This is a genomic window from Microbacterium sp. LS_15 (assembly GCF_041954735.1).
GTDB lineage: Bacteria > Actinomycetota > Actinomycetes > Actinomycetales > Microbacteriaceae > Microbacterium.
Genome location: NZ_JAVAYD010000001.1, coordinates 158344 through 181434, shown reverse-complemented (window position 1 = coordinate 181434; position 23091 = coordinate 158344). Strand labels below are relative to the sequence as shown.

At 69.8% G+C, this 23091-nt stretch carries 22 protein-coding genes; 8 read left to right on the top strand and 14 right to left on the bottom strand.

The genetic code is table 11. From position 1 onward, the window contains the following. Positions 1–57 precede the first annotated feature (57 nt). Positions 58–627: a hypothetical protein gene (locus RAC69_RS00870; protein ID WP_375084492.1), complete on the top strand. Its 570-nt coding sequence runs from the start codon at positions 58–60 to the stop codon at positions 625–627. A gap of 15 nt (positions 628–642) precedes the next feature. Here RAC69_RS00870 and smc read toward each other — a convergent pair whose 3' ends face one another. After that, the gene (smc, locus tag RAC69_RS00865; protein ID WP_375084491.1) at positions 643–4191 is read right to left on the bottom strand and encodes a chromosome segregation protein SMC; all 3549 of its coding nucleotides are present in this window, start codon (positions 4189–4191) and stop codon (positions 643–645) included. 520 nt (positions 4192–4711) lie between these two features. On the opposite strand from smc, the gene RAC69_RS00860 reads away from it, so the two are divergent. The 5 genes from RAC69_RS00860 (at position 4712) to RAC69_RS00840 (ending at position 9271) form a co-directional block, all read left to right on the top strand. After that, positions 4712–4990, top strand: coding sequence for a hypothetical protein (locus RAC69_RS00860; RefSeq protein WP_375084489.1), 279 nt, complete (start codon positions 4712–4714; stop codon positions 4988–4990). Between the two features lie 13 nt (positions 4991–5003). After that, complete coding sequence (locus tag RAC69_RS00855; RefSeq protein ID WP_375084488.1) at positions 5004–6092, top strand: GNAT family N-acetyltransferase; 1089 nt, start codon at positions 5004–5006, stop codon at positions 6090–6092. Continuing rightward, a complete protein-coding gene (locus tag RAC69_RS00850; RefSeq protein ID WP_375084486.1) occupies positions 6089–7171 on the top strand; it encodes a GNAT family N-acetyltransferase in 1083 nt (360 codons plus the stop codon). Before RAC69_RS00855 ends, RAC69_RS00850 begins: the two co-directional genes overlap by 4 nt. An 85-nt stretch (positions 7172–7256) precedes the next feature. Next, on the top strand, positions 7257–7952 hold the full coding sequence (locus RAC69_RS00845) for an ABC transporter ATP-binding protein (RefSeq protein WP_375084485.1): 696 nt from the start codon (positions 7257–7259) through the stop codon (positions 7950–7952). After that, positions 7949–9271, top strand: coding sequence for an FtsX-like permease family protein (locus RAC69_RS00840; RefSeq protein WP_375084483.1), 1323 nt, complete (start codon positions 7949–7951; stop codon positions 9269–9271). Before RAC69_RS00845 ends, RAC69_RS00840 begins: the two co-directional genes overlap by 4 nt. A 12-nt stretch (positions 9272–9283) precedes the next feature. Here RAC69_RS00840 and mutM read toward each other — a convergent pair whose 3' ends face one another. The 6 genes from mutM to RAC69_RS00810 form a co-directional block, all read right to left on the bottom strand. Beyond that, on the bottom strand, positions 9284–10147 hold the full coding sequence (gene mutM, locus RAC69_RS00835) for a bifunctional DNA-formamidopyrimidine glycosylase/DNA-(apurinic or apyrimidinic site) lyase (protein WP_375084482.1): 864 nt from the start codon (positions 10145–10147) through the stop codon (positions 9284–9286). Further along, complete coding sequence (rnc, locus tag RAC69_RS00830) at positions 10140–10832, bottom strand: ribonuclease III (protein WP_375084480.1); 693 nt, start codon at positions 10830–10832, stop codon at positions 10140–10142. The genes mutM and rnc overlap by 8 nt, the downstream gene beginning before the upstream one ends. 16 nt (positions 10833–10848) lie before the next feature. Then, positions 10849–11058 carry a 50S ribosomal protein L32 gene (gene rpmF, locus RAC69_RS00825; RefSeq protein ID WP_050721097.1) on the bottom strand — a complete coding sequence of 70 codons (210 nt, stop codon included), beginning with the start codon at positions 11056–11058 and terminating at the stop codon, positions 10849–10851. A gap of 2 nt (positions 11059–11060) precedes the next feature. Then, the gene (locus RAC69_RS00820; RefSeq protein ID WP_375085282.1) at positions 11061–11555 is read right to left on the bottom strand and encodes a DUF177 domain-containing protein; all 495 of its coding nucleotides are present in this window, start codon (positions 11553–11555) and stop codon (positions 11061–11063) included. A 139-nt stretch (positions 11556–11694) separates the two neighbouring features. After that, a complete protein-coding gene (gene coaD, locus RAC69_RS00815; RefSeq protein ID WP_096715948.1) occupies positions 11695–12192 on the bottom strand; it encodes a pantetheine-phosphate adenylyltransferase in 498 nt (165 codons plus the stop codon). A 30-nt stretch (positions 12193–12222) separates the two neighbouring features. Continuing rightward, the gene (locus tag RAC69_RS00810; RefSeq protein WP_375084479.1) at positions 12223–14397 is read right to left on the bottom strand and encodes an ATP-dependent DNA helicase RecG; all 2175 of its coding nucleotides are present in this window, start codon (positions 14395–14397) and stop codon (positions 12223–12225) included. 61 nt (positions 14398–14458) lie between these two features. Here RAC69_RS00810 and rsmD point away from each other — a divergent pair, with 61 nt between their 5' ends. Then, on the top strand, positions 14459–15037 hold the full coding sequence (gene rsmD / locus RAC69_RS00805; protein WP_375084478.1) for a 16S rRNA (guanine(966)-N(2))-methyltransferase RsmD: 579 nt from the start codon (positions 14459–14461) through the stop codon (positions 15035–15037). On the opposite strand, the gene thiL is transcribed toward rsmD, so the two are convergent. Next, positions 15029–16024 carry a thiamine-phosphate kinase gene (gene thiL / locus RAC69_RS00800; protein WP_375084476.1) on the bottom strand — a complete coding sequence of 332 codons (996 nt, stop codon included), beginning with the start codon at positions 16022–16024 and terminating at the stop codon, positions 15029–15031. The two genes, rsmD and thiL, sit on opposite strands and share 9 nt — an antisense overlap. 23 nt (positions 16025–16047) lie before the next feature. On the opposite strand from thiL, the gene RAC69_RS00795 reads away from it, so the two are divergent. Then, on the top strand, positions 16048–16566 hold the full coding sequence (locus RAC69_RS00795; RefSeq protein ID WP_375084474.1) for a DUF3515 family protein: 519 nt from the start codon (positions 16048–16050) through the stop codon (positions 16564–16566). A gap of 21 nt (positions 16567–16587) precedes the next feature. Here RAC69_RS00795 and RAC69_RS00790 read toward each other — a convergent pair whose 3' ends face one another. The 6 genes from RAC69_RS00790 to leuC all read right to left on the bottom strand — a co-directional run bounded on the left by RAC69_RS00790 (position 16588) and on the right by leuC (position 22965). Next, entirely contained in the window at positions 16588–17670 is a 1083-nt protein-coding gene (locus RAC69_RS00790) for a D-alanine--D-alanine ligase family protein (protein ID WP_375084472.1), read from the bottom strand. Further along, positions 17570–18667 (bottom strand): NAD(P)H-dependent glycerol-3-phosphate dehydrogenase, encoded by a 1098-nt coding sequence (locus tag RAC69_RS00785; RefSeq protein ID WP_375085280.1) that lies wholly within the window; start codon positions 18665–18667, stop codon positions 17570–17572. Before RAC69_RS00785 ends, RAC69_RS00790 begins: the two co-directional genes overlap by 101 nt. Positions 18668–18698: 31 nt before the next feature. Next, positions 18699–19454, bottom strand: coding sequence for a lysophospholipid acyltransferase family protein (locus RAC69_RS00780; RefSeq protein WP_375084470.1), 756 nt, complete (start codon positions 19452–19454; stop codon positions 18699–18701). Between the two features lie 5 nt (positions 19455–19459). Beyond that, complete coding sequence (gene murA / locus RAC69_RS00775; RefSeq protein ID WP_375084468.1) at positions 19460–20827, bottom strand: UDP-N-acetylglucosamine 1-carboxyvinyltransferase; 1368 nt, start codon at positions 20825–20827, stop codon at positions 19460–19462. 63 nt (positions 20828–20890) lie between these two features. Further along, the gene (gene leuD / locus RAC69_RS00770; RefSeq protein WP_375084466.1) at positions 20891–21487 is read right to left on the bottom strand and encodes a 3-isopropylmalate dehydratase small subunit; all 597 of its coding nucleotides are present in this window, start codon (positions 21485–21487) and stop codon (positions 20891–20893) included. A 2-nt stretch (positions 21488–21489) separates the two neighbouring features. Further along, positions 21490–22965, bottom strand: a complete 1476-nt coding sequence (gene leuC, locus RAC69_RS00765) for a 3-isopropylmalate dehydratase large subunit (RefSeq protein ID WP_375084465.1) — start codon at positions 22963–22965, stop codon at positions 21490–21492. Positions 22966–23091 lie beyond the last annotated feature (126 nt).

Sequence of the window (23091 nt, the reverse complement as noted above, 5' to 3'; positions counted from 1 at the left end):
CGCGCTGTCGAACGCGCGTGGCCCTCCCTCTCAGGCGCCTCTCACCGGGCGGCGGCCATGCCGGTGGAAGCCTTGGTCGCCGATCAGACGACCCTCGTCGAAGCCGCCCTGGATACCGATGGCGCGGTCGTCTTCGCCCATTCCCTCTTGGCCGTGCCTGCGGCTCTCGCTTCGACGACCCGCCGAGTCGCAGGTCTCGTGCTCGTCGAACCCGCGCTCTATGACCTGGCGCGCGGCACCGAGTCGATCGAACGACACATCGGTATCGTGACCGATGCGCGCGACCTGGCCGCTTCGGGCGACCTGGCGGGGTTCTGGGCGATGCTGAGACCGCTGATGTTCGGAGGGTCCTTCGATCCCGGACGCTGGCCTGCAGAGCAACCCGTGGCGGCCTTCTGGGCGGCCCGCGACGTGCCGTGGGGACACGGCGTGCGAACGCGCATGATCGACGGCGTCCCGACGCTGGTCGTCACCGGCGGATGGAACGACGAGTACGAGTCCATCGCAGAGATCCTCTCCATCGGCGGGGCGCACCACGTCGTCTTGACCGGCGCGCAACATCGACCGCAGGATCTGCCTGGATTCGCGCCTGCCGTCGCGGAGTTCGAGAGGTCTCTCAGTCGCTGATCCGCGCGGGGCCGCTCAGACCGCGGCAGCGGCGGCGCGGTCGCCGACGCGCTGCCCGACGACGGCGGACACGCCGTCCTGTCGCATCGAGACGCCGTAGAGGGCGTCTGCGATCTCCATGGTGCGCTTCTGGTGCGTGATGACCAGCAGTTGCGAGCTCTCACGCAACTGCTCGAACACGGTCAGCAGACGACCGAGGTTCGCGTCGTCGAGCGCGGCCTCGACCTCGTCGAGGATGTAGAACGGGCTCGGCCGCGCCTTGAAGATCGCCACGAGGAGTGCGACTGCGGCAAGGGAGCGCTCACCGCCGGAGAGCAGCGACAGCCGCTCGATCTTCTTCCCGACGGGTCGGACCGAGACCTCGATGCCCGTCGTGAGCATGTTGTCGGGGTCGGTGAGGGAGATGCTGCCCGAGCCGCCGGGGAACAGCAGCGGGAAGACCTGCCCGAAGGCCTCCTTGGTGTCCTCGAACGCACTGGCGAAGATCGTCTGCATCCGCTCGTCGAGGTCGGCGATGATGGTCAGCAGGTCCTGCCGCGTCTGCGTGAGATCGGCGAGCTGCTCGGTCAAGAAGGCATGCCGCTGTTCGAGGGCCGCGAACTCCTCGAGCGCGAGGGGGTTCACGCGACCCAGTTGAGCGAGCTTGCGCTCGGCGTCGGCGAGGCGACGCTGCTGGATGCGGCGGTCGAACAGGATGGCCGTGTCGTCGAGCAGTTCGCCGTCCGCCGGCTCGGCCCCGGGATCCCGCGGAACCAGCTGATCCGGACCATATTCCGCGACGAGAATATCTTCGTCGAGGGCCAGCTCCGAGGCGACGCGTTCGAGCAGGCTGTTGAGGTGCAGCTTCTTCTCGTGGATCTGCAGTTCCAGGCCGTGGACGCTCTCGGTGAGGCCTGCGAGGCGCTCGCGCAGCGACGTCTCCTGCGCACGGAGAGCGGTCAGCTCTTCGTTCTGCGCGGAGCGCGCAGCCTCGGCTTCCCCCAACGCGAGGCGGGCTTCGGCCACGGAGCGGTCGATCGAGTCCAGGATGCGCGGGAGCTCTGACGCGACGCCCGACGCCGCCTCCCGCTGAGCGCGACGGATCACCGCGCGACGCGCTGCCTCCGCCGCGGCATCCCGTTCCTGCTCGCGCTGACGCTCCAGGCTCGCGACCCGTGCCTGGGCCGCGCGGACGCGCTCCCGCAACGTCTCGATCTCCAGGCGGGCTCTGACCTCGCCCTCGCGCGCGAGCTCCAGAGCCTCCAGCAGACCGTCTCGGGCGGAGGCGTCGAGAACGGGCCGGGGTGCCGACACCGCCTCGTCGAGCTCTGTCTTCGCGCGGGCAGCCTTCGCCTCTGCTTCCTCCACGGCGGACTGCGCCTGAGCCAGTCCCGCCCCGAGCCGGTCGCACTCCGCGACCGCCGACTCGTGGGTGACCGTGATCCGGTTGACCTGCTCCGCATGGCTCGCGAGCGCCGCATCGTGCTCGCGCAGGGCGCGCAGCGCGTCCTTCGACTGCCGCCGCGTCGTCTCGACGATCTCGTTCGCATCCTCGCGGGCCTCGCGCAGCGAGTCGACGACGACCTGCACCTCCGCGAGGCGCTCCTTCGCGGCATCCCGCTCCGCAGCGAGCTCGAGTCGCGACCGCTCTCCGCCGGATCCCGTGCGGAGGGTCTGCGCCGTGACCACGTCTCCCGTGGTCGTCACGACGGTCGTCGTCGTGTCACCGAGAGCGTCCAGCGCGCTGCGCGCTGCGCGAGCCTCGTCGAGGTCGCCGGCGATGAGCACGTGCGAGAGGATGCCGAGCACCCCGGCGGGCGCCGTGACCGTGTCGACGGCGGGCGTGACCCCCGGAAGCTCCGGCAGCTGGACGGCAGGCCGGATCGCATCGGCGACGACGAAGTCGACGACTCCCCGGCCCTGCGACGCGGCATCGGATGCCAGGGCGAAGGCCTGCGCCGCCTCGTCCACCAGGACGCCCTCCGCCAGCGGGCCGAGCACGGCGGCGATCGCCGCCTCGAACCCGGACTTCACCTGGACCGCGTCGCCGACGAGACCGCGGATGCCGTCTCCCCCGGTCTTCACGATCTCGGCCGCCCCTCCGGACAGGGCGAGGGCGCTTCCCAGGGCCGCGGCCTTCGCCGTGAGGGCGTCGACCTCGCGCTCCGCCGCGTGCAGCCGTTCGCGAAGCGTCTCCCGCTCGGCCTCGGCGGCCGTCGCCGCGCGCTGCGCGCTCTCGTAGGCGGCCGAGTACTCGGCGGCGGTGCCCTCGGGGGCTTCCGCGGTATCGATGGCCTCCAGCGCTTCTGCGGCCTCTCGGCGTCGGGTGTGCGCGGCTTCGAGAGCGTTCTCCTGCCGGAGCACTGCGCCGCGCACCGCCGCCAGAGCGGACGCCGCAGCATCCGCGGCGCCGCGCAGCGAGGTCAACCGCATGTCGTATTCCGAGACGAGGGCGCTCTGCTCGGCGATTTCGACGTCGAGCGTGTCGAGCTCTGCACGGGCGCTGACGACCTCGCGGCTGGCGGCCGCCGCGGCATCCTGCGCGTCGCCGAGCCCTGCGGAGATCTCCGTGATCTCCGCCTTGGCCTCGTCGATCGTGCTCTGCGTGACGGTCACCGCGGTCACCGCGGCGTCGTCCTCTTCGGACCCGAGCAGGGCGAGTCGTTGGTTGGCGAGCGTGTACAGACCGCGCATGCGCTCCTGCACCTGCTCGAGCCCGAACGCCACCCCGCGAGCCTGATCGACGGCCACCGAGTTCTGGTCCTGCTCGAGGCGCGCGATGTTCGCACGCACGGCCTCCGCCTGATCCGAGAGCACGAGCCGCTCGGTGTGACGCTCATGCTCCGTCCGCGTGTGATCGGCCAACGCTGTGCGCAGGGCGACGACGTCGTCGGCGAAGATCCGCGCCTTGGCATCCCGCACGACCGCTGCGATCGTCTGCGCCTCGCGCGCGATCTCGGCCTGACGGCCCAGTGGTTTCAGCTGGCGGCGGATCTCCCCGGCGAGATCGCTCAGACGCGTGAGATTCGTCTCCATCGCATCGAGCTTGCGCAGGGTCTTCTCCTTGCGCCGGCGATGCTTGAGGATCCCGGCGGCCTCCTCGATGAAGCCGCGACGGTCCTCGGGCGAAGCCTGCAGGACGGTGTCGAGGCGCCCCTGGCCGACGATGACGTGCATTTCGCGGCCGAGACCCGAGTCGCTGAGCAGCTCCTGCACGTCGAGCAGTCGGCAGGACTCGCCGTTGATCGCGTACTCGCTCGATCCGTTGCGGAAGAGCGTGCGGCTGATGGTGACCTCGGCGTACTCGATCGGCAGGGCGCCGTCGGCGTTGTCGATCGTCAGCTGCACCTCCGCACGGCCGAGCGGACCTCGCGTCGACGTACCGGCGAAGATGACGTCCTCCATCTTCCCGCCGCGAAGGGTCTTCGCGCCTTGCTCCCCCATCACCCACGCGAGAGCATCGACGACATTCGACTTGCCCGAGCCGTTCGGCCCGACGATGCACGTGACGCCCGGTTCGAAGACGAAGCTGGTCGGCTGCGCGAAGGACTTGAACCCCTTGAGGGTCAGGCTCTTCAGATGCATGCGCGTACCGCGCTTCCGGGCTGGATCACGCCCATACGCTACCGGAATCCCGCGCCAGGACCGGCATCCCGCGCGGTGCGGAGGCGATCGTCCCGACGCCGCGACACGCCGGACACGCCCGGGATGCTTGACGTCAGCTGTGAGCTTTCGCTACCGTGAACCTCCGGATCGCCACACGAAAGGAGGTTACCGATGATGATCACTCAGCTGAACGCACAGGCCACAGGCCTCGCCGCGCCCTTTGCGCCGCGCCTTGCGCACTCGGTAACCGCCGGCGTCCGTCGTAGCAGCGCTCTGTCCTAGAGCCGCGGCAGCAGGACTCCGCCCGCTATCGGGCGTCCGACTGGCGCGTCATCGTGCCGCCTCGCCCTGATCCTCAGGATCACGGCTTCCCGCCGACCCCGGCTTCCCCGCTCCGCGACCTCCCGGGCTCGTGCTCCCACCGCGCCACCCCTCCTCTCGAGGGGTCTGCGCCGTCTGCGTCACCGCACTCACACCATCACCCCTCGAAGGAATCATCGTGAACATCACGCTGCACCGTTCCACCACCCACCCACCGGATACCGAGGACCAGCAGGTCCTCCACATCCCCGCACCCGACGACCTGCGTCGCCTCGCGCTCGCAGACCGTCTCTCCCTCCGCATCGGCCTGTGGTTGCTGCAGAGGGCGCAGCGCCCGCGACGGGAACGCCGCTCGTCCCGCGTCTCCGGCGATCTGCTCGCTCTCGACCGACGGGAACGCTCCGTCGCCGAGACGTACGCCCTGCTCACCTTCGACCTGCAGCGCCAGCTGCGCTGATCGGAAGGACATCATGAGCATCGTGCTCACCGTAGATGCGACGCTGCATCCGCTCGTGCTCCCGGCGCGGGCGGATGCGGCAGGCGCGGGCGAGTTCCGCGAACTCGCCCGCGTCCGCAACGACGTCTATCGCGCGATCACCGGACGCGACGAACAGGACCTCGAGCCCGAGGCACTGCTGCCACTGCTGAGGTCGCGTCCGGAACGCACCACGACCGTCTGGGCCGTCCGCGTCGCGGGCGAGATCGTCGGACGCGCTGTCGTCGACATCCCCCGCGAGGAGGGGTCGCGCACGGCGATCGCGAGCATCGAGATCCACCCGCGGGTGTGGGGCCGGGGCATCGGGACCGCCGTGCTCCCTCACATCGAAGCAGCAGCCCGGCAGCACGGCAGGACCGTCATCCAGAACTGGACCGAGCAGCCGGCATCCTCGGGCGACCGGATCACCGCGCGCACCGGACACGGAAGCGTGCCGGACGACCACGTCTCCCGGTTCCTGCTGCGCCACGGCTTCTCGCTGGAACAGGTGTACCGGGTGAGTCGGCTCGACCTCGATGGTCCCGCCGCGGGCCGTTCGGCCGCCCTCCACGACGACGCCGTCCGCGCAGCCGTCGGATACCGTGTGCTGCAGTGGGAGGTGCCCACCCCGCCCGAGCATCTCGACGGCTACGCGTGGTTGAAGTCCCGGATGTCGACCGACGCTCCCTCCGCGGGCCTGGAAGCCGACGAGGAGAGGTGGGACGCCGAGCGCGTCGTCGCCGGGGAGAAGCGCATCGTCGAGATGCGTCAACGCCTGCTCGTCACCGTCGCGCAGCATCTCGAGAGCGGCGAGCTGGCCGCTTTCACCGAGATCGGCATCGGACCCGACATGACGGCCACCACTCACCAGCACGACACACTGGTGCTCCGCGAGCACCGCGGGCACCGCCTGGGGCAGCTGGTCAAGTGCGCGTCGCTCGCCACGTGGCGCGACCTCGCCCCGCAGTCGCGAGCCGTCGTCACCTACAACGCCGAGGAGAACCGGCCCATGCTCTCCATCAACGAAGCCATGGGCTTCGAGGCCATCGCGTACGAAGGCGCATGGCGGAAGGACCTCTCATGACCACGTCCACACTGACGATCACGCCGCTCATCGTGCCCGCGTCCCTCGAGAGCGACGACGCGGGGGACTTCCTCGCCTACGGCGAGCTCAATCGCCTCGTCTGCGATGAGGCGACCGGCATCCCCGACCTCGCTCCGAACGCGGCGCAGATGCTGCCGGCGTGGCAGGACCAGACCGACACGCTGCACACCGGTCTCGTGGCGAGGATCGACGACCGGATCGCCGGCATGATCACGATCGACTACGCCAGGGAGGCCGATGCGCAGGCCGCTGAGATCGACGTGCTCGTGGCGCGCCGCTTCGCCGGAATGGGAGTCGAGAATGCTCTCCTGTCCCGCGCGGAAGAGGAGGCGCGCGCACATGGCCGGTCCCTCATCCAGGCGTGGTCACTGCACCGCCCGATCGAGACGGATCATATGATCGTGCCCCGGACAGGGTGGGGCCGGCTCCCGGCCACGGCTCTCTCCGACGCGCTCGAGGCAGACGGCTTCGTGTGCGAGCAGGTCGAACGCAACAGCGAACTCGATCTGCGCGCTGACCCGTCCGTGATCGAGGGCGCCCTCGACGAAGCCCTCGCCGTCGCCGGGCCGGACTATCGGATCGTGCAATGGATGGCACCGACCCCCGAGGAGTACCGGGACGGGTATGCGGGGATCCTCGCGCGTCTGTCGACGGATGCGCCGAGCGGCGACATGCAGTTCGTCGCCGAGGAATGGGACGCACAGCGCGTCGAACGCCGGGACGCGAGGTTGACCTCCGCGGGTCAGGCGTTCGCGGTCACGGCGGTGCAGCATGTGCCGACCGGCGATCTCGTGGCGTACAACGAGCTGCTGATCGGGGCGGACCGCACGGCCACGACACACCAGTTCGGCACCCTCGTATCCAGCGCGCACCGCGGCCACAGGCTGGGCATGATCGTCAAGTGCGCGAACCTGCTGCGCTGGCGGGAGCTGATGCCCGACTCCCCCGCCGTATCGACCTTCAACGCCGAGGAGAATCGTCCGATGCTGAGCATCAACGAAGCCCTCGGCTTCCGAGCGGTGTCGTACGCCGGCGCCTGGCAGAAGCGGCTCTCGTGAGGATCATCCGAGCGATGTAGGGGGACGCCCACGGATCATCCGGGAAGCCGACGACGTACGCGAAGCGGCGGGCGAGGCTGGAAGCATGAACGCATCCGTCCTCGAAGCCCGATCCCTCACGAAGTCCTACGGCACCACGCGCGCGCTCGCCGGGGTGGACCTGACTGTCCGCTCCGGCGAGTCCGTGGCGATCATGGGCGCTTCCGGATCGGGCAAGACCACGCTCCTGCACGTCCTCGCCGGCATCGTCACCCCGGACTCCGGCACCGTCACGTTCCAGCCGACCACCGGACACCCCGTCGAGCTGTCGGCCCTGGGCGAGTCGGCCCGATCACGGTTGCGACGCGAGCGCTTCGGTTTCGTGTTCCAGCAGGGTCTGCTCATTCCCGAGCTCACCGCCGTCGAGAACGTCGCGCTCGCCTCCATGATCAACGGCGTGAAGAGAGCGGATGCCGTGAACCACGCGGCATCGTGGCTCGCGGCACTCGGACTCGCCGGAATGGAGGACCGTCGCATCGGCGAACTCTCCGGCGGCCAGGCGCAGCGTGTCGCGATCGCGCGTGCGCAGGCGACGGGCGCCGAGCTCGTCTTCGCGGACGAACCGACCGGTGCGCTCGACTCGCACACCTCGCACGAGGTGATGGACGCCCTGCTCTGGTCGACCACGGGTCAGGGGCGGACGCTCCTCGTCGTCACCCACGACCCCGAGGTGGCGTCCCGCTGCTCACGGATCGTCTCGGTGCGCGACGGCCAGGTCGTCTCCCCGGCGGTGTCCGCATGAATCCGCGCGTCCTCGCCCTGTTGCTTCGTCCGGCACGCGGCCAGACGGCGTTCCTCGCACTCCCGGCGACGGCCTTCGCGATCGTCACCGCCCTCGTCCTCACCGTGGTCGGCGGCGCGCAGTCCTTCTGGAGCTGGACCGACGAGTTCGCGCCCGTCTACCAGGCACTCGCCGCCATCGCGCTGGTGCTCCTGATCGTCCCGCTGGCGAACCTCGGCGGAGCCGCCGCCCGTCTCTCGGCTCGGCGACGCGACGAGCGTCTCTCCACCCTGCGCCTTCTCGGGGTGACGCCCCTGGGTGTCGGTGTCGCGACCGTCGTCGAGTCCGTGCTGGTGGCCGCCGCCGGCGCCACCGTCGGAGTGCTCGTCGCCCTCGCGATCAGCCCGCTCATCGGCCTGATCCCGTTCCGCGGGGAGGCGCTGGGCGTTGAGGCCGTCGTGCTCCCGCCGCTCGTCGTGCTCGCGGTGGTCGGCGGCATCCTCCTCGTCGCGGCAGCCAGCGCCGCGCTCGGTCTCCGCCGGGTGATCATCTCGCCTCTCGGCGTTCGCATGCGCACCACCGCGTCGAACGCGCACTGGTTCCGCGCCCTCATCGGCGTCTCCGTCCTCGCTCTGGTGTTCGTGCTGATCAAGATCTTCCCCTCGGTGGCCGGCATCGTGACGACGATCACGGTGCTCGCCGTGCTCTTCGCGATCGCGCTCGCCGTCGTGAACGTGCTGGGCCCGTGGGTCATCAAGGTCATCGCCTCGCGGCAGCTGCGTCGAGCCGAGCATCCGGAACGGCTCCTGGCGGCTCGTCTCGTGCTCGATTCCCCGAAGAGCGCGTGGCGCCAGGTGAGCGGGATCGCGATGGCGAGCTTCATGGCCGTGTTCGCCGGCACCGGAGTCTCGCTCATGAATGTGCTCGGCAGCGGGGATGCCGCCTCCGACGAAGCCGCTCTCGCCGTCGACATGCGTACCGGCCTCATCATCACGCTCGTGGCGTCGTTCCTCATGGTCGCGGCGTCGGTGGGCGTGAACCAGGCGGCGGCGATCCTCGATCAGCGCGAGCTCCACCGGAGCCTGCACCACCTGGGGATGCCGCTCGAGACGGTCGACCGCGCACGACGCCGCGCGATCATGTCGCCGCTGCTCATCACCGCGATCGGCTCGGCGCTGTGCGCGGCGGTGTTGGTCTTCCCGCTGCTCGGGATCGCCCTCATCACGGCACCGGAATCGGTGCTGACGATCGTCGTGGTCGTCACGATCGGGATCGGCGTCGTCTGGGCGAGCACGCGCGCGACCCGACCGCTGCTGGCGCGGTCGTTCGCGGCGGCGTGAGCGCCGGTCGCGTCAGCGGCGGCGCTGACAGCGCGGGCAGTAGTGGCTCGACCGGTTCATGAACGCGGTGCGGCGGATCGGGCCGCCGCACCGCGGACACGGCTCACCCCCGCGTCCGTACGCGTTGAGGGAGTGCGCGAAGTACCCGGCCTGACCGTTGACGTTGACGTACTGCGCGTCGAAGCTCGTGCCGCCCTCGGCGAGGGCCTTGGCCAGCACCGCTCGGATCTCGGCGAGCAGCCGCGAGGCCGCCGGCGTCGAGAGGGCGGACGCGGCGGTCTCCGGGTGGATGCGTGCCGCCCACAACGACTCATCGGCATAGATGTTGCCGACTCCGCTGATCACCTGCTGATCCAGGAGGACACGCTTGATGCCGCTGCTCCTGCGCCGGAGCGCGGCGAGGAACGCCGCGTCGTCGAAGAGCGGATCCATCGGATCGCGCGCGATGTGGAGCACCTGCGACGGGATCCGCGACGGCCCGTCGTCGCGCAGCTCGTCGACGGCCAGAGATCCGAACGTCCGTTGATCGGCGAAGACCATGGCCAGTTCACCGTGCGTCGGGTGCTCGAGGCTGATCCGGATCCGCTCGTGCCGCTCGGCCGGCGCATCGGGCGCGCGGAGCAGCATCTGCCCGCTCATGCCCAGGTGGGCGATCAACGCGGTGCCACCGGAGTCGAGCGGGAGCCACAGAAACTTGCCGCGCCGGTCGGCCGCAGCGAACCGGTGTCCCTCGAGCCGGGCGACGAAGTCCTCGGCGCCCGCCGCATGCCGGGTCAGTGCGCGCTCATCGAACACGCTGACCGCGGTGATGAGCGAGCCGATCGCGGCGGGGGCGAGCCCGGCGCGCACCACCTCGACCTCGGGGAGCTCAGGCACGCTCGTCGAGCAGACGCCACGCGCTCAGCGCTGCAGCCATCTCTGCCGTCTTCTTGCTGCTGCCCAGCCCGTTCATGCTGACGTCACCGACGGTCACCGTCGCGGTGAAGCGACGGTCGTGGTCGGGACCGCTGGCTTCGATGGAGTACTGCGGAGCGGTCAGCCCGAGGCGGGCCGCGAGTTCCTGCAGGCTCGTCTTCGGGTCCATCGCCGCGCCGTAGCGCTCGGGATCGGCGAGCAGCGGCTCGGTCAGCCGCAGCACCAGTTCCGTCGCGGCATCGGGGCCGGCTGACAGGAACGTGGCGCCGATGACGGCCTCCATCGTGTCCGCGAGGATCGAGTCCTTGTCGCGCCCGCCGGTCTGCTCCTCGCCGCGGCCGAGCAGCAGGTGGTTGCCCAACTCGATACCCCGCGCGACCTCCGCCAGCGCGACCGTCGACACGACGCTCGCGCGACGCTTCGCCAGAGCCCCCTCATCGAGCTCGGGGTGGCTCGTGAACAGCATCACGGTCACCGCCTGCCCGAGCACCGAGTCGCCGAGGAACTCGAGGCGCTCGTTGTGAGGGATACCGCCGTGCTCGTAGGCGTATGAGCGGTGGGTGAGCGCCAACTCCAGAAGCTCCGCGTCGATATCGACGCGGAGCTTCTCAGGGAGAGGTCTCGTCCCCCCAGGGACCTCTGTCACGATCGGGAGTCGCGACTCAGACGTCAGCGACCTTGCGGCCCTTGTACTCGAGGAAGAGCTCGGTGCCCTGCGAGTCGGTGACGACCTTCGCCTGGTGAGGACGGCTGTAGACGACCTTGCCGTTCTCGACGGTCTTGACGAGCGCGGGAGCCTCGGCCTTCCACTGCGCGCGACGCGAGCGGGTGTTGGAACGGGAGACCTTGCGCTTCGGGGGGTTACCAGCCATGACTAGCTCTCTTCTTTCTCGGCGGCGCTGCTCTCTGCCGCGCCGTCTTGGTCTGTGATCTGCTGGAGCGCACTCCATCGAGGATCGATGGGAGCTGCCTGCTCCGATCCGGTGCTCTCGGTCAGCCTCTCGCCCGTGACCGGGTCGAGCCCGGGGCAATCCGGCTGACACACCGGCTGAAATGGAAGCGACAATACGGCCGCATCCCTGACAAGAGTTTCAAGATCCACGTGGTCGTCTTGAACCTCGAAGTCAGTTTCTTCCTCACCAGGATACGCGAAAAGCTCCTGGAACTCGACTTCGACGGGCCGGGCGATGTCGGTGAGGCACCGACCGCATACTCCGGAGTACTCCGCATCAGCCGCGCCGGACACGAGAATGCCCTCGTGGACCGACTCGAGCCGCACATCGAGATCGAGCTCGGAACCCTGGGCGAAGGACACGATTCCCTCGCCCCACGGCTCGGCGAGAGTCACCGTGAAGGCATGCTCGCGCATCTCCCCCGGCTTGCGAACGATGTCGCGGACGGGGAGGACGAAGGGGCCGTTGAATCGGGAACGCACCCCGCAATGCTACCGGCTCGGCGGGGCCCGGGGCTGGTCGGCGCCTGAGTGCGGAGGCCCGGCGAAGGGACGGTCAGATCCCGCGGGAGCCGGTGTCGAGGAACGAGGCGACGGCCGGCGGAACGAACGGCGAGATGTCTCCGCCGAGCCCGGCGACCTGCCGCACGAGCGAGCTCGACACCAGGGCGTGCGCAGGATCCGGCAGCAGGAACACCGTCTCGATGTCGGCGAGATGGCGGTTGACGATCGCCATCGGGGATTCGTAGGCGACGTCCACCTGCGAGCGGATGCCCTTGACCAGCACGCCGGCGTCGACGTCGCGGGCGTAGTCGACGAGCAGGCCCATACTCCACGACCCGACGATGACGTTGCCGTCCATCCCGTCCTCGGCGATCGACTGTTCCAGCAGCGACATGCGCTGCGCGATCGGCAGCATGGCTTCCTTGCCGGGGTTGTGGACGACGAGCACGTGCAGCTCGTCGTACAGCTTCGCCGCGCGCCTGATCACATCGAGATGACCGAGGGTGGGCGGATCGAAGGAACCCGGGACGACGGCGATCCGGCTGCTCATGCATCCAGCCTAGGGCACCTCGAAGTGAGGTCAGTTCTTCGCGAGCGCGGCGCGGTCTTCTTCCGTCACGCGACGCGCGATCGCGGCTCGGAGGCCGGGATTCGCCGTGAGATCGGGGTCGTCCGCGAGGATCGCCTCGGCGAGCTCTCGCGCCCGCACGATGAGCTTGGAATCCTTGACGACGCGCAGCAGCTTGAGCGACGAGCGCACTCCGGCCTGGGCCGCTCCCAGCACGTCGCCCTCTCCGCGGAGTTCGAGATCGACCTCCGCGAGGGCGAATCCGTCGAGCGTCGCAGCGACAGCATCCACGCGTTCACGCGCGACCGAACCCGCCTCGGCGTCGGTCACGAGGAGGCAGAGGCCCGGCACGCCCCCTCGCCCGACGCGCCCGCGGAGCTGATGCAACTGCGAGACGCCGAAGCGGTCGGCGTCGAGGACGATCATGGTCGAGGCGTTGGGCACATCGACGCCGACCTCGATCACGGTCGTGGCGATCAGCAGGTCGATGTCGCCGCGGGCGAAGGACTGCATCACGGCGTCCTTCTCATCCGACGGCATGCGTCCGTGGAGGACCGCTCTGCGCAGACCGCCGAGGGTCGGATGCGTGGCCAGCGCCTCGTCGAGCTGCACCACGCCCCACTTGGGACCGGCCGCGCCCTCGCCCTGCAGGAGTGCCTGCTCACCCACCTCGGCGGTCTTCTTCGTGGTGTCGATCGCCGCGCAGACGGCGAACACCTGACGGCCCTGCGCGATCTCCTCTGCGGCGCGCTCCCAGACGCGGTTGAACCAGCCGGGATGCTCGGCGAGGGGCGCGACAAACGACTCGATACCCGCGCGCCCCTTCGGCATCGTGCGGATGACGGATGTGTCGAGGTCGCCGAACACCGTCATCGCGACTGTGCGAGGGATCGGCGTCGCCGTCAGGACGAGGGCGTGCGGACTCGACCCCTTGGCGCGGAGCGCCTCGCGCTGCTCCACGCCGAAGCGGTGCTGCTCGTCGACCACGACGAGACCGAGGTCGGCGAAGGTGGTCTTCTCGCCGAGGAGCGCGTGCGTGCCGACGACGATGAGCGACTGGCCCGAGGCGACGCGCAGCGCGGCCTTGCGTCGCTCCGCCGCAGGCATCTGCCCGGTCAGCAGCGTCGGCATGACGAGCGGCGCGAGCTGGGGACCGAGCATCTTCGTGATCGATCGGAGGTGCTGCCCTGCAAGCACCTCCGTCGGTGCGATGAGCGCTGCCTGCCCACCGGACTCTGCGACCTGGAGCATGGCGCGAAGCGCGACGAGGGTCTTACCGGAGCCCACCTCGCCCTGCACGAGCCTGTTCATGGGCCATGACCCGACGAGGTCGTGCGCGATCTGGTCGCCGACGGTCTGCTGGTCGGGCGTGAGCGAGTACGGAAGCGCCGCGTCGAAGCGTTCGAGGAGTCCCCCGGGCGCGGCCGGCCGCGTCGTGGCCGAGAGGGCCCGCACCGCGTCGCGCTGCTGCAGCAGCGCCGTCTGCAGGGTGAGCGCCTCGTGCATGCGCAGCGTGCGGACGGCGGGATCGATGTCATTGCGGGTCTTGGGACGGTGGATCTGCTCGAGCGCCTCGCGTGCCGTCAGCAGCTCCTCCCCGGACCGGACGTCGGGGGCGAGCGGCTCGGGCACATCCCCGAGGTCGTCGAGGACCCTGCCGACGAACTTCGCGATCTGCCAGGTCTGCAGGCTGGAGGTCGCCGGGTAGATCGGGATCAGGACGGCGGCACGCGCGTCCGCGCGTCGCCGCGCGGCGTCCTCGTCGTCGAAGAGCTCGTACTCGGGATGCGCGAACTGGGTGACCCCGTTGAACTCGCCGACCTTGCCGGAGAACACGCCACGGCGGCCGACCGCCAGCTCCTCCGACCGCCACTTCGCCGCCCCGAGATTCTTCGCGAAGAACGTCAGGGACATCTTCCCGATGCCGTCGCCGATCACGACGTCGGCCATCGCGCCACGTCGATTGCGCATCGCCCGAGCACTCGATGACAGCACCTCGGCGACGATCGTGACGGTCTCGCCGATCGGGAGCTCGCGGATCGGGGTGAGCTCTCCCGGATCCGCGTACCGTCGCGGATAGTGCGAGAGCAGATCGCCGACCGTCGCCATACCGAAAGCCCGGTCGAGCGCCTTCGCCGGGGTCGCGCCGAGCGCCTCCTGCAGAGACGTGTCGAGCGAGAGCGGCATGGTCCGAGTCTAGAAGGCGGCGCCGACACGGCGTGCACGGACGCTGTCGTATCGTGAACGGGTGACGAGGATCATCGCCGGGGCCGCCAGGGGCGCCCGACTGGACGTGCCGGGAAGCGGCACCCGCCCCACGAGCGACCGGGTGCGGGAATCGCTGTTCGGCGCCCTCGAATCCGCCGACGCGATGTCCGGAGCTCGTGTCCTCGATCTGTACGCCGGCTCGGGGGCCCTCGGCCTCGAGTCGTCGAGCCGGGGCGCCGCGTCCGTCGACCTCGTCGAACACGGTCGCGCCGCGGTGGGGATCATCCGCCGCAACGCCGGCATCGTGGCGAAAGCCGGGGGCCTCTCCCCCGCACGCGTTCACCAGAGCAGCGTCCGCGCCTTCCTGCAGCGTGCGACGGGGCCCTTCGACCTCGTCTTCACCGACCCGCCCTACGATCTGGGCGATGAGGCCATGAACGGCGACCTCCTCGCACTCGCGCCGCTCCTCGCCCCGGAGGCACTCGTCGTGATCGAACGCGCGAGGCGGTCCACCCCGCCCGACCTCTCCGCCGCCGGACTCGAGCTGCTCCGCGAGAAGACCTACGGCGACACGACCCTGTGGTGGGCGACGCCCCGAGGGGCCGACTCCTCAGCCTGACGCCGCGTCCCAGTCTCGGTACGGGTCCCAGCCGCTGACGTCGACCGGATCGCCGTCGAGGAGCAGGTCGTGGTCCGATCGATCCCCGACCTCGCCGATGCGTCGGAAGCCGGGCGGCAGAACCGTGCCCGGGAACGCGGCCAGCAGCGCGTGGTCCTCACCCCCGGCGAGAGCACGCACCGGATCGTCGCCGAGCGCCGCCGCAGACAGGTGGATCGTCACCCCGGATGCCGCCGCCATGCGCCGCGCGTCCAGCGCGAGTCCGTCGGAGACGTCCATCATCGCCGTCGCGCCGGCTGTCGCCGCCATCGGACCCAACCCGATCGGGGGCGAAGGACGCAGTTGCGCGTCGAGGGCCGCACGGTCGCCGTCGCCGAGCACCGCGACATCGACCGGCACCGGGATCTCGCCGTCACGGAACCGGCCGAAGAGCAGCTGGAGTCCCTGCGCGGCGTGCCCGAGCTCACCCGCGACCGCCACCGTGTCTCCGGGACGGGCACCGCTGCGCGTGATCGGAGCACGGCCCTCCAGGTCACCCAGAGCCGTGACCGCGACGGTGAGCACATCCGACACGGTGAGGTCGCCGCCGACCACCGCGCAGCCGGGAGCCAGCGCCGCGCACGCCTCACGGAAACCGTCGGCGAGCCGCTCCACGAAAGAGAGCCGGAGATCGCGCGGCACGGCCAGTGCCACGAGGAGCGCCGTCGGACGCGCGCCCATCGCCGCGACGTCGGCGAGGTTGACCGCCGCCGCCTTCCATCCCAGGTCGAATCCGCTCGACCAGGCGAGTCGGAAGTCGGGCCCGTGCACCAGGGTGTCGGTGGTCGCGACGACGGAGCCCGACGGTGCGGCCACGACAGCCGCATCGTCGCCGGGGCCGATCAGCGTGTGCGACGCCTGCGCCGTGCGCGCGAGGATGGCTCGGAGGATCTCCCCCTCCGACAGGTCGCCGAGGCGCGGGTCGTCGGCATCGGGTCGGGAGGGCATGCTGTCAAAGGTAGCCTGGATGCATGCCCACCTCTCGCCGTCTTCTCCTCGTCGCGGGCATGCTGGTCGCCGCAGCCGGCCTCGCCGGATGCTCGACCACCATCCACCTCGAGCCGGCCGACGACGCCGACAACCCGGCGTGCGCCGAGGTCTCGGTGCTCCTGCCCGATGCCGTGGGCGAACTCGACCGGGTGTGGACCGACGCGCAGGCCACGGGCGCCTGGGGCGATCCGACCGTGGTGCTCCGCTGCGGCGTCGAGCCCCCCGCGCCGTCGACCGACGTGTGCACCACGATCGGCGGGGTCGACTGGCTCGTGCTCGACCAGGAGGAGGAGCGGCAGCGTCTCGTCACCTACGGACGGGACCCGGCGATCGAGGTCATCATCCGCCGAGGCTCGGAGATCGACTTCCGGACGGTCGTGGAACAGCTGTCCACGAGCATCCGGGCCGGTCTCGCGCCCGCCACGGCGCGGTGCACCGATCGCGTGCCGACCGAGGACGGCGCAGACGAGAGCGCCGACGACGGCTCGACCGAGGGCTGACCGCCGGCCGAGCCGTCGCGCTCAGCGGCGCAGGCCGGCCTCGATCAGCTCGGAGATGAGATCCCCGTAGCTCAGACCCGAGACGACCCAGCACTTGGGGAACATCGAGATCGGAGTGAAACCGGGCATCGTGTTCAGCTCGTTGACGACGAGCTCGCCCGACGCGGTGAGGAACATGTCGACGCGAGCCAGGCCGCGACCGTCGACCGCGTCGAAAGCGCGGATACCCGCGTCCTGGATGGCCGCCACCTGTGCGTCGTCGAGGTCGGCCGGGCACACGACGTCGACGCCGTCTCCGCCGAGGTACTTGCCCTCGAAGTCGTAGAACCCGCGCGACGTGAGCACGATCTCCCCGGGAAGCGATGCTCGAATGCCCTCGGCGCCTTCCAGGATGGCCACCTCGATCTCCCGCCCGACCACACCGGTCTCGATGAGCACCTTGTCGTCCTCCGCGAAGGCGACGGCGAGGGCCGCATCGAGCTCGTCGAGCGCTTCGACCTTCGACACCCCGACACTCGATCCGGCGCGGGCAGGCTTCACGAAGAGCGGTGAGCCCAGCTCCGCAGCGGCGGCGCGGACGGCGTCGGGCTGCGACGCCCACTCCCTGGCACGCACGGTGCGCCAGGGGGCGACGGAGATGCCCGCGGCCTGCAGCGCCACCTTCATGAAGTGCTTGTCCATGCAGAGCGCGGAGTCCAGGACGCCGCCGCCGGCGTACGGCACCTCGAGGGTGTCGAAGTAGCCCTGGATCGTGCCGTCCTCTCCGTGCGGTCCGTGCAGGATGGGCAGCACCACGTCGATCTCGCCGAGACCGTCGACCGTGCCGTCGGCCTGCACCACGCGCAGCGTGCGGTCGCCGCCGGGCTCCGGCCACAGCACGCGGGTGCCGTTGTCGACGACCTCTGGCAGATGCGCGGCATCCAACGGGAACTTCGTCGGGTCGTCGTCCTCGAGGACGAAGGCGCCCTCACGCGTGATCCCCACGGGGATCACCTCGTAGCGATCACGATCGATCGCGCCCAGCACCCCGCCCGCCGTTGCGGAACTGATCGAATGCTCGCTGGAGCGCCCGCCGAAGAGCACCACCACCCTCTGCTTGTCCATGGTTGGTCCTCTCCCCCTGCGGGGTGTCGTCGTCCGTCGTGAGGTGGGGTGCGATGTCGCGGGGATCCATCTTCCCGTCGAGCACCATCTTCACCTGTTCGACGATGGGCATGTCCACGTCGGATTCGCGGGCGAGCTGCAGCACCGGCGCGACGGAGGCGAGCCCCTCGGCCGTCTGCTGCATCTGCTTGACCACGTCCTGGAAGCTGTATCCCTGGCCGAGCAGGCGCCCGGCCGTGTTGTTGCGGCTCAGCGGCGACTGGCACGTCGCGATGAGGTCGCCGAGCCCGGCGAGCCCCTGCAGCGTCTCCGGATGGGCGCCGTTGGCGACCGCGAAGTCCGTCATCTCGACCAGCCCTCGCGTGATGATCGACGCCTTGGTGTTCTCGCCGTAACCGACCCCGTCGACGATGCCGATGGCGACCGCGATGAGGTTCTTCAGCACGCCGCCGAACTCGGTGCCGATGACGTCGGTGTTGACGAAGGTGCGGAAGTAGTCGTTGCGTGCGGCCCGCGCCACCTCTTCCGCTGTCTCCTGGCTCCGCGAGGAGATCACGGCCGCCGTCGGCTGCTCGCGCGCGATCTCCAGCGCGAGGTTCGGGCCGGATGCCACGGCGATGCGCTCGGGATCGCACCGCAGCTCCTGCTCGATGACCTGGCTCATGCGCAGACCCGTCGAGCGCTCGACACCCTTCATGAGGCTGACGATCTTGGCGTCACCGCCCGCGAGCAGCGGGCGCAGCGCCTTGAGGTTCTCGCGCAGCGACTGGCTCGGCACCGACAGGTAGACCTGGTCGACGTCGCGCATCGCGACGGCCAGCTCGTGCGTCGCGCTCATCGTGCGCGGCAGGTTGATGCCCGGCAGGTACTTCGAGTTGCGCTTGGCCTCGTCGATCTCGTGAGCCAGCTCGGCGCGACGCGCCCACATGGTCACCTGCGCCCCGCCGTCGGCGAGGATCTTGCCGAAGGTGGTCCCCCAGCTCCCGGCGCCGATCACCGCGACCCGGGGACCGCTCGGAATCGTCCGCTTAGGAGTCAAGGCGACCCGTCTCCTTCTGTCCGTGGGCAGTGGGGTTCCAGCGCTCCGCCGGCGCCTTCTCGTCGCGCAGCTCCTCGAGCAGAGCCGTGATCGCATTCATGAGCCTGGTGGTGGCCTCGTTCAGCGCTGCAGGCTCGCCCGCGCGACCGCGGAGGTCCGAGACGTCCACGGGGTCGCCGACCACGACCTCCACGCGCTTGCGCAGCGGCCAGAGACTCAGGCCCTTCTGATAGCGCCCCATGATCGCCTGAGTGCCCCAATGGGCCACGGGGATCAGCGGGATGCCGTCGGCGAGAGCGAGCCGGACCGCGCCCGACTTGCCGCGCATCGGCCACATGTCGGGGTCGCGCGTGAGCGTGCCCTCGGGGTAGACGATGACCCCTCGGCCGTGCTCGACGAGTTCCTCCGACTGCTTCATCGTCTGCTTGGCGGCCGACGCCGACGACGTGCGCGCGACCGGGATCATGCCCGTGTGGGTGAGGAACCATCCCAGTACGGGCACACGGAACAGGCTCTCCTTGGCCATGAACCGCGGTGCGCGACCGATGCGCCACACCGCGAGCGCCACGATCAGCGGGTCGAACTCCGAGTAGTGGTTCGGCGCGAGGACGAAGGCGCCCTTCTGCGGAAGCTTCTCGGCACCCGTGATGCGGATCTTCGCCAACAGCGAGATCAGCGGGATCACGATCACCGCGAGCGGCCAGAACAGGCTCGGTCGCGTGGTCTCCGTCGACCGGGAACCCATCGGGGTCACCGGAGGACGTCGAAGTCGGCGCCGAGAGCGTCGAGCTTGGCGAGGAACTTCTCGTAGCCGCGGCTGAGGATATCGACTCCTGACACCTTCGACTCGCCCTCGGCCGTCAGCGCCGCGATCACGTGGCTGTAGCCGCCGCGGAGGTCCGGCACGACGATGTCCGCGCCGTGCAGCGGCGTCGGACCGGTGATGACGGCGGCCTGCTCGAGGTCGCGACGCGGGACGCGCCGCGGGCCGGCCTGCAGCCCGCGCGGGTGCACGACGATGTCCGCGCCCATCTTGACGAGGGCGTCGGTGAAGCCGAGGCGGTTCTCGTACACGGTCTCGTGCACGATCGAGCGACCCTTGGCCTGGGTCAGGGCGACGACGAGCGGCTGCTGCCAGTCGGTCATGAAGCCGGGGTGGACGTCGGTCTCCACCACGACCGGCTTGAGGTCGCCCTCACGACGGAAGAGGATCCCGTCCTCCTGGATGTCGAACCAGCCGCCCGCCTTGCGGAAGACGTTGAGGAACGTGAGCATCTCCTGCTGCTTCGCGCCGCCGACGAAGATCTCGCCGTCCGTCGCGAGCGCTGCCGACGCCCAGGACGCCGCCTCGTTGCGGTCGAAGATCGACCGGTGGTCGTACCCGCGCAGCTTCTCCACGCCCTCGATGAGGATCACACGGTTGGGCTCGTAGGAGATGATGGCGCCCATCTTCTGCAGCACCGCGATGAGGTCCATGATCTCGGGCTCGATCGCCGCATTGCGCAGCTCGGTCACGCCCTCGGCGCGGACCGCGGTGAGCAGGACCTGCTCCGTGGCGCCGACGCTCGGGTACGGCAGGTGGATGTTCGCGCCGTGCAGTCGGGCTCCGCCCGTGGAGAGACGGATGCCGCTCGGCAGCTTCTCGACCGTGGCGCCGAACTTTCGGAGCGCGTCGAGGTGGAAGTCGATGGGACGGTCGCCGATGCGGCATCCGCCGAGATCGGGGATGAACGCCTGTCCGAGCCGGTGCAGCAGCGGACCGCAGAACAGGATCGGGATGCGCGAGGCTCCGGCGTGGGCGTCGATCTCCTCGAAGTGGGCCGACTCGACGTCGCTCGGGTCGAAGGTGAGCGATCCGGGCTCGTCGCCTTCCGCCACACGAACCCCGTGCACCTCGAGCAGCGACCGCACGACCGCGACGTCGCTGATGGCTGGGACGTCGCGCAGCGTGCTGGCGGTCTCGCCCAGCAGAGTCGCCACCATCGCCTTGGTCGCGAGGTTCTTCGCGCCCTTGACGTCGACGCGACCGCGCAGCGGTCGCCCTCCTCGAATGGCGAGGACGTCTCCGGTCAGCGGGGGGACCCCGTCGGGGAGAGCGTCGCGCACAGGTGTCGTCATTCGGGCCTCACTTCGTTCAAGGAATTCGGGGCGGGGTCGCCCTCGGCTCCCCCGCCCCTCCGTTCACTGAACGGGGAGAGTCCGGGGCCGCCACGACTCGCGACGGGCCTCGAACTGCGCGATCTTGTCTTCGTTGCGCAGGGTGAGCCCGATGTCATCGAGCCCTTCGATGAGCCGCCATCTAGTGTAATCGTCGATACCGATCTCGGCCTGGATGTCGCCGATCGACGCGGTCCGCTGCTCGAGGTCCACGGTGATGGAAACACCGGGATTCCGGTCGATCTCGGCCCAGATGCGCTCGAGATCCTCCTCCGAGATGGTCGCAGCGAGCAGGCCCTGCTTGCCCGAGTTCCCCCGGAAGATGTCGGCGAAGCGCGGGCTCAGCACGACCTTGAATCCGAAGTCGCGGAGTGCCCACACCGCGTGCTCGCGGCTCGATCCTGTACCGAAGTCGGGACCTGCCACGAGCACGCTCGCGCCCTGGAACGCGTCCTGGTTGAGCACGAAGTCGGGCTCCTGCCGCCAGCCGTGGAAGAGGGCGTCGTCGAAGCCCGTCTTGGTCACGCGCTTGAGGAAGACGGCCGGGATGATCTGGTCGGTGTCGACGTTCGACCGCTTGAGCGGTGCGGCGATACCGGTGTGCGTCGTGAACTTCTCCATGGTCAGACCTCCACCTGCGTCGCCGTGCTCGTCGACGCATCGCTCATCAAGTCCCCGGGGCTGGACAGCGTGCCGCGGATCGCGGTCGCCGCGGCCACCAGCGGCGACACGAGGTGCGTGCGGCCGCCCTTGCCCTGACGACCCTCGAAGTTGCGGTTCGAGGTGGACGCGCAGCGCTCTCCGGGTGCGAGCTGGTCCGGGTTCATCCCGAGGCACATCGAACAGCCGGCGAAGCGCCACTCCGCCCCGAAGTCCTTGATGACCTGGTCGAGCCCCTCGGCCTCGGCCTCGAGCCGCACGCGTGCCGAGCCGGGGACGACCATGACGCGGACGCCGTCGGCCTTCTTCTTGCCCTTGATGATGGACGCGAAGGCCCGCAGGTCCTCGATGCGGCTGTTCGTGCACGACCCCATGAACACGGCGTCGACCGGAACCTCCTTGAGCGGTGTGCCGGGAGCCAGGTCCATGTACTCGAGCGCGCGCTCGGCGGCGGCGCGCTCGTTGGGGTCGGCGATCTGCGCCGGGTCGGGCACGGAGGCCGACAGCGAGCTGCCCTGGCCGGGGTTGGTGCCCCAGGTGACGAACGGCTCCAGGTCGTCGGCGTCGATGAACACCTCGGCGTCGAACTCGGCGCCGTCGTCGGTGGGAAGCGTGCGCCAGTAGGCGACGGCATCCTCCCAGTCCTGTCCCTTCGGCGCGTGCGGACGCCCCTCGAGGTACGCGAACGTCGTCTCGTCCGGCGCGACCATGCCCGCACGGGCACCGGCTTCGATCGACATGTTGCAGATCGTCATGCGTCCCTCCATGGAGAGGGCGCGGATCGCGCTGCCGCGATACTCGAGCACGTAGCCCTGTCCGCCGCCGGTGCCGATCTTGGCGATGACCGCGAGGATGATGTCCTTCGCCGTGACGCCGGGGCGCAGCGTGCCCTCGACGTTGATCGCCATGGTCTTGAAGGGCTTGAGCGGCAGGGTCTGCGTGGCCATGACGTGCTCGACCTCGCTGGTGCCGATGCCGAAGGCCATGGCTCCGAACGCACCGTGCGTCGAGGTGTGCGAGTCGCCGCAGACCACCGTGATGCCCGGCATCGTGAGGCCGAGCTGCGGACCGACCACGTGCACGATGCCCTGCTCGGCGTCACCCAGCGAGTGCAGCCGCACGCCGAATTCGGCGGCGTTGCGCCGCAGCGTCTCGATCTGGGTGCGGCTCGTGAGGTCGGCGATCGGCTTGTCGATCTCCCACGTGGGGGTGTTGTGGTCCTCCGTGGCGATCGTGAGATCGAGGCGACGGAGCGGACGCCCCTCTGCGCGCAGACCGTCGAAGGCCTGCGGGCTCGTCACCTCGTGCACGAGGTGCAGGTCGATGTAGATGAGGTCTGGCTCGCCGCTCTCGCCCTTGACGACCAGATGGTCGTCCCAGACCTTCTCGGCCAGTGTCCTGCGGCGTGCGGGAGCGGACTCCGATGCGGGGGTGTTCAATGCGGTTCTCCTGAAGCTGGCGGTTCGGCCCACGATGGACTCCGCGACGAGGAGGGGCTCAGAACGAGGTCTCGTCGCGGCCGCTAAGAAGGAGCACGATCCGCATGACGTCAGGTTACCACCGCT

Excerpts from the sequence above, each read along its gene's own strand:
- RAC69_RS00855 (WP_375084488.1), top strand. The coding sequence starts at position 5,004 with ATGAGCATCGTGCTCACCGTAGATGCGACGCTGCATCCGCTCGTGCTC.
- RAC69_RS00780 (WP_375084470.1), bottom strand. The coding sequence starts at position 19,454 with ATGGGTTCCCGGTCGACGGAGACCACGCGACCGAGCCTGTTCTGGCCG.
- thiL (WP_375084476.1), bottom strand. The coding sequence starts at position 16,024 with ATGCCCTCCCGACCCGATGCCGACGACCCGCGCCTCGGCGACCTGTCG.
- RAC69_RS00850 (WP_375084486.1), top strand. The coding sequence starts at position 6,089 with ATGACCACGTCCACACTGACGATCACGCCGCTCATCGTGCCCGCGTCC.
- RAC69_RS00840 (WP_375084483.1), top strand. The coding sequence starts at position 7,949 with ATGAATCCGCGCGTCCTCGCCCTGTTGCTTCGTCCGGCACGCGGCCAG.
- smc (WP_375084491.1), bottom strand. The coding sequence starts at position 4,191 with ATGCATCTGAAGAGCCTGACCCTCAAGGGGTTCAAGTCCTTCGCGCAG.
- RAC69_RS00795 (WP_375084474.1), top strand. The coding sequence starts at position 16,048 with ATGCCCACCTCTCGCCGTCTTCTCCTCGTCGCGGGCATGCTGGTCGCC.
- RAC69_RS00870 (WP_375084492.1), top strand. The coding sequence starts at position 58 with ATGCCGGTGGAAGCCTTGGTCGCCGATCAGACGACCCTCGTCGAAGCC.
- coaD (WP_096715948.1), bottom strand. The coding sequence starts at position 12,192 with ATGAGCAGCCGGATCGCCGTCGTCCCGGGTTCCTTCGATCCGCCCACC.
- RAC69_RS00810 (WP_375084479.1), bottom strand. The coding sequence starts at position 14,397 with ATGCCGCTCTCGCTCGACACGTCTCTGCAGGAGGCGCTCGGCGCGACC.
- RAC69_RS00820 (WP_375085282.1), bottom strand. The coding sequence starts at position 11,555 with ATGCGCGAGCATGCCTTCACGGTGACTCTCGCCGAGCCGTGGGGCGAG.
- RAC69_RS00845 (WP_375084485.1), top strand. The coding sequence starts at position 7,257 with ATGAACGCATCCGTCCTCGAAGCCCGATCCCTCACGAAGTCCTACGGC.
- leuD (WP_375084466.1), bottom strand. The coding sequence starts at position 21,487 with ATGGAGAAGTTCACGACGCACACCGGTATCGCCGCACCGCTCAAGCGG.
- murA (WP_375084468.1), bottom strand. The coding sequence starts at position 20,827 with ATGACGACACCTGTGCGCGACGCTCTCCCCGACGGGGTCCCCCCGCTG.
- RAC69_RS00790 (WP_375084472.1), bottom strand. The coding sequence starts at position 17,670 with ATGGACAAGCAGAGGGTGGTGGTGCTCTTCGGCGGGCGCTCCAGCGAG.
- rpmF (WP_050721097.1), bottom strand. The coding sequence starts at position 11,058 with ATGGCTGGTAACCCCCCGAAGCGCAAGGTCTCCCGTTCCAACACCCGC.